The following is a 3,670-nucleotide window of genomic DNA, read 5'->3' as shown; positions in this document are numbered from 1 at the left end:
CCCCCGCGACGCTCGACGCCGCGATCAAGCACGGCGCCAGCCATGTCGGCTTCGTGTTCTTCCCCGCGTCGCCGCGCCACGTGACGTTCGCCAAGGCCGCCGAACTCGCCGCGCGCGTGCCGGGTCACGTCGCCAAGGTTGGCGTGTTCGTCGATCCGGAGGACGAGATGCTCGAACAGGCGGTCGCATCAGCGACGCTCGACATCCTGCAACTTCACAAGGTGACGCCCGCGCGCGTAGCCGCGATCCGCGCGAAGTTCGGGATCGAGATCTGGGTGGCGGTCGCGATCCGCACGCGCGCCGACCTCGACGCCGCGCACGGCTTCGCCGGGATCGCCGACCGCATTCTCTACGACGCGAAGACGCCCGATTCGGCCGCACTGCCCGGCGGCATGGGGCTGCGGTTCGACTGGGATCTGCTCGACGGGTTCCGGCACCCCCTCCCCTGGGCGCTGTCGGGGGGGCTCGATCCGGCGAACGTCGCGGAGGCGGTAAGGCGCACCGGCGCGGCGTTGGTCGACGTGTCCTCGGGCGTAGAGAGCGCACCCGGCACGAAGGATGAGACAAAGATCGCGGCGTTCCTGAACGCGGTCGCCGCGCGCTAGCACCACCCCGGCGAAGGCCGGGGCCCAAGTGGGAGACGGCCATGACTGCCCCTTCCCTCCGTCACCAAAACCTTCCCACTTGGGCCCCAGCCTTCGCCGGAGGGGGTAGGTATCGGAAACCGAAGGGGTGACAGCGATTTCGGAAGTGCTAAACGCCCAGTCATGAACGCTCCCCTCGCCCCCAATTCCTACCGCGCCCAGCCCGACGAGCGCGGCCATTTCGGCGACTTCGGCGGCCGCTATGTCGCCGAGACGCTGATGCCGCTCGTTCTCGAACTCGACGAGGCCTATCGCGCCGCCAAGGCCGATCCTGCGTTCAAGGCGCAGTTCGACGATTTGCTCGAACATTATGTCGGCCGCCCCAGCCCGCTTTATTACGCCGAACGCCTCACCGAGGCCCTGCGCGAGTCCGCTCCCAAGGGCATGGGCGCACAGGTCTGGTTCAAGCGCGACGAGCTGAACCACACCGGCGCGCACAAGATCAACAACTGCATCGGCCAGATCCTGCTCGCGATCCGGATGGGCAAGACGCGGATCATCGCCGAGACCGGCGCCGGCCAGCACGGCGTCGCCACCGCCACCGTCTGCGCGCGCTTCGGCCTGCCGTGCGTGATCTACATGGGCGCCAAGGACGTCGAGCGTCAGGCGCCCAACGTGTTCCGCATGAAGCTGCTCGGCGCCGAAGTCCGCCCCGTCACCAGCGGCGCGCACACGCTGAAGGATGCGATGAACGAGGGCATGCGCGACTGGGTCGCCAACGTCCACGACACTTTCTACATCATCGGCACCGCCGCGGGGCCCCACCCCTATCCCGAGATGGTCCGCGATTTTCAGAGCGTGATCGGCACCGAGGCGCGCGCGCAGATGCTCGCGCGGACCGGTCGCCTGCCCGACATGCTGGTCGCCGCGATCGGCGGCGGATCGAACGCGATCGGTCTGTTCCATCCGTTTCTCGACGACGCCGACGTGCAGATGCTCGGCGTCGAGGCGGCGGGCCACGGGCTCGACAAGCAGCATGCCGCCAGCCTAGCGGGCGGTTTCCCCGGCGTGCTCCACGGTAACAAGACCTATCTGTTGCAGGACGAGGACGGCCAGATCACCGAGGCGCACTCGATCTCGGCCGGGCTCGACTATCCGGGCATCGGCCCCGAGCATGCCTGGCTGCGCGACATCGGCCGCGTGCAGTATGACAGCGCGACCGACACCGAGGCGCTCGACGCGTTCCAGCTGCTGTGCCGGACCGAGGGCATCATCCCCGCGCTCGAACCATCGCATGCCATCGCGACGGTAACGAAGAAGGCGCGCGAGATGCGGCAGGACCAGATCATCCTGGCGAACCTGTGCGGACGCGGCGACAAGGACATCTTCACCGTCGCCGAAGCGCTCGGGGTGGCGATTTGAGCCGCCTCGCCGCCACCTTCGCCCGCACCGCCGCGCAAGGCCGCGCCGCGCTCGTCGCGTTCGTGACCGCGGGGGATCCGACCACCGACGCCACCGGTCCGATCCTCGACGCGCTCGTGGCGGGCGGGGCGGATGCGATCGAGCTCGGCATGCCGTTCACCGATCCGATGGCCGACGGCCCTGCGATCCAGGCGGCGAACATCCGCAGCCTCGCGCAAGGCACGCGCACCGCGGACATCCTCGCGATCGCCACCGCATTTCGTGCGCGCCACCCCGACGTGCCGCTGGTGCTGATGGGATACGGCAACCCGATGCTCCGGCGCGGCGCGGACTGGTTCGCGGAAGCCGCGGCCAAGGCTGGCGTCGACGGCGTGATCTGCGTCGACGTACCGCCCGAAGAGGACGATGCGCTCGGACCGCAATTGCGCGCCGCGGAGATCGACCTGATCCGCCTCGCCACGCCGACGACCGACGCGGCGCGCCTACCGACCGTGCTCGATGGGGCGAGCGGATTCCTCTATTACGTCTCGGTCGCCGGGATCACCGGGCTGCAACAGGCGCAGCAGGGTTCGATCGAGGACGCCGTCGCGCGGCTTAAGGCGCAGACCGATATCCCGGTCGCGGTCGGCTTCGGCATCCGCACGCCCGAACAGGCCGCCAACGTCGCACGCGTCGCCGACGGCGTCGTGGTCGGCTCGGCGATCGTCGAGCTCGTCGCGCAGCACGGCACCGCTGCCGCCGAGCCCGTCCGCGCCTATATCAAATCTCTCGCCGATGCCGTCGCATCCGCAAGAAAGGTTCCCGCATGAGCTGGCTCAACAGCGTCCGCAACGTTCTGCCCTTCGTCGCGAAGCGCGAGACGCCCGAGAATCTCTGGCACAAGTGCAAGGGCTGCGGGCAGATGGTCTTCACCAAGGAGCTCGAGGACAATCTCTACGTCTGCCCGAAATGCGATCATCACGACCGCATCGGGCCGAAGGTCCGGTTCGCGCAGCTGTTCGACGAGGGTAGCTGCAGCGAACTCCCGGCACCAAAGGTCCCCGAGGATCCGCTCAAGTTCCGCGACCAGAAGCGCTACACCGATCGCCTCAAGGCGGCGCGGACCGACAACAGCGAGCAGGATGCGCTGGTCAACGCCCGCGGCGCGATCGACGGCCACCGCGTCGTCGTCGGCGTGCAGGATTTCGGCTTCATGGGCGGCTCGATGGGGCTCGCGGTCGGCGAAGCGTTCGTGCGCGGCGTCGAGGCGGCGATCGAGGACCGCGTGCCCTACGTGATCTTCACCGCGAGCGGCGGCGCGCGCATGCAGGAGGGCATTCTCAGCCTGATGCAGATGCCGCGCAGCACGGTGGCGATCCAGATGCTCCACGATGCGGGTCTGCCCTACATCGTCGTGCTGACTGATCCGACCTCGGGCGGCGTGATGGCGGCCTATGCGATGCTCGGCGACGTGCAGATCGCCGAGCCCAAGGCGACGCTCGCCTTCACCGGCCGCCGCGTGATCGAGAGCACGATCCGCGAGAAGCTGCCCGAGGATTTCCAGACGTCGGAATATTATCTCGAGCACGGGATGATCGACATGGTCGTCCACCGGAAGGACCTGCGCGAGCAGCTCGGCACCGTCATCGGCTATCTGAGCGCACGCGAAGCGGCGTAACCTACTC

Annotated in this window: 4 protein-coding genes; all 4 read left to right on the top strand. The window is 68.3% G+C overall.

What is annotated here, in order from left to right:
• Positions 1-605: phosphoribosylanthranilate isomerase (locus ASE88_RS12605; RefSeq protein WP_082466527.1), on the top strand; the 605-nt coding region annotated here is incomplete at its 5' end.
• A 162-nt stretch (positions 606-767) separates the two neighbouring features.
• A complete protein-coding gene (gene trpB, locus ASE88_RS12600) occupies positions 768-2,006 on the top strand; it encodes a tryptophan synthase subunit beta (RefSeq protein WP_056478325.1) in 1,239 nt (412 codons plus the stop codon).
• Positions 2,003-2,815: a tryptophan synthase subunit alpha gene (gene trpA, locus ASE88_RS12595; RefSeq protein WP_056478324.1), complete on the top strand. Its 813-nt coding sequence runs from the start codon at positions 2,003-2,005 to the stop codon at positions 2,813-2,815. The genes trpB and trpA overlap by 4 nt, the downstream gene beginning before the upstream one ends.
• A complete protein-coding gene (gene accD, locus ASE88_RS12590; RefSeq protein WP_055872612.1) occupies positions 2,812-3,663 on the top strand; it encodes an acetyl-CoA carboxylase, carboxyltransferase subunit beta in 852 nt (283 codons plus the stop codon). The genes trpA and accD overlap by 4 nt, the downstream gene beginning before the upstream one ends.
• Positions 3,664-3,670: the final 7 nt, after the last annotated feature.

It is taken from the genome of Sphingomonas sp. Leaf38 (genome assembly GCF_001421825.1).
Classification (GTDB): Bacteria; Pseudomonadota; Alphaproteobacteria; order Sphingomonadales; family Sphingomonadaceae; genus Sphingomonas.
Note: the sequence above shows the minus strand (reverse complement) of the source record. Positions and strands in the feature narration are given on the sequence as shown.

What these genes read in the sequence shown, in the direction of transcription:
- trpB (WP_056478325.1), top strand. Translation starts at nt 768, where the DNA reads ATGAACGCTCCCCTCGCCCCCAATTCCTACCGCGCCCAGCCCGACGAG.
- accD (WP_055872612.1), top strand. Translation starts at nt 2,812, where the DNA reads ATGAGCTGGCTCAACAGCGTCCGCAACGTTCTGCCCTTCGTCGCGAAG.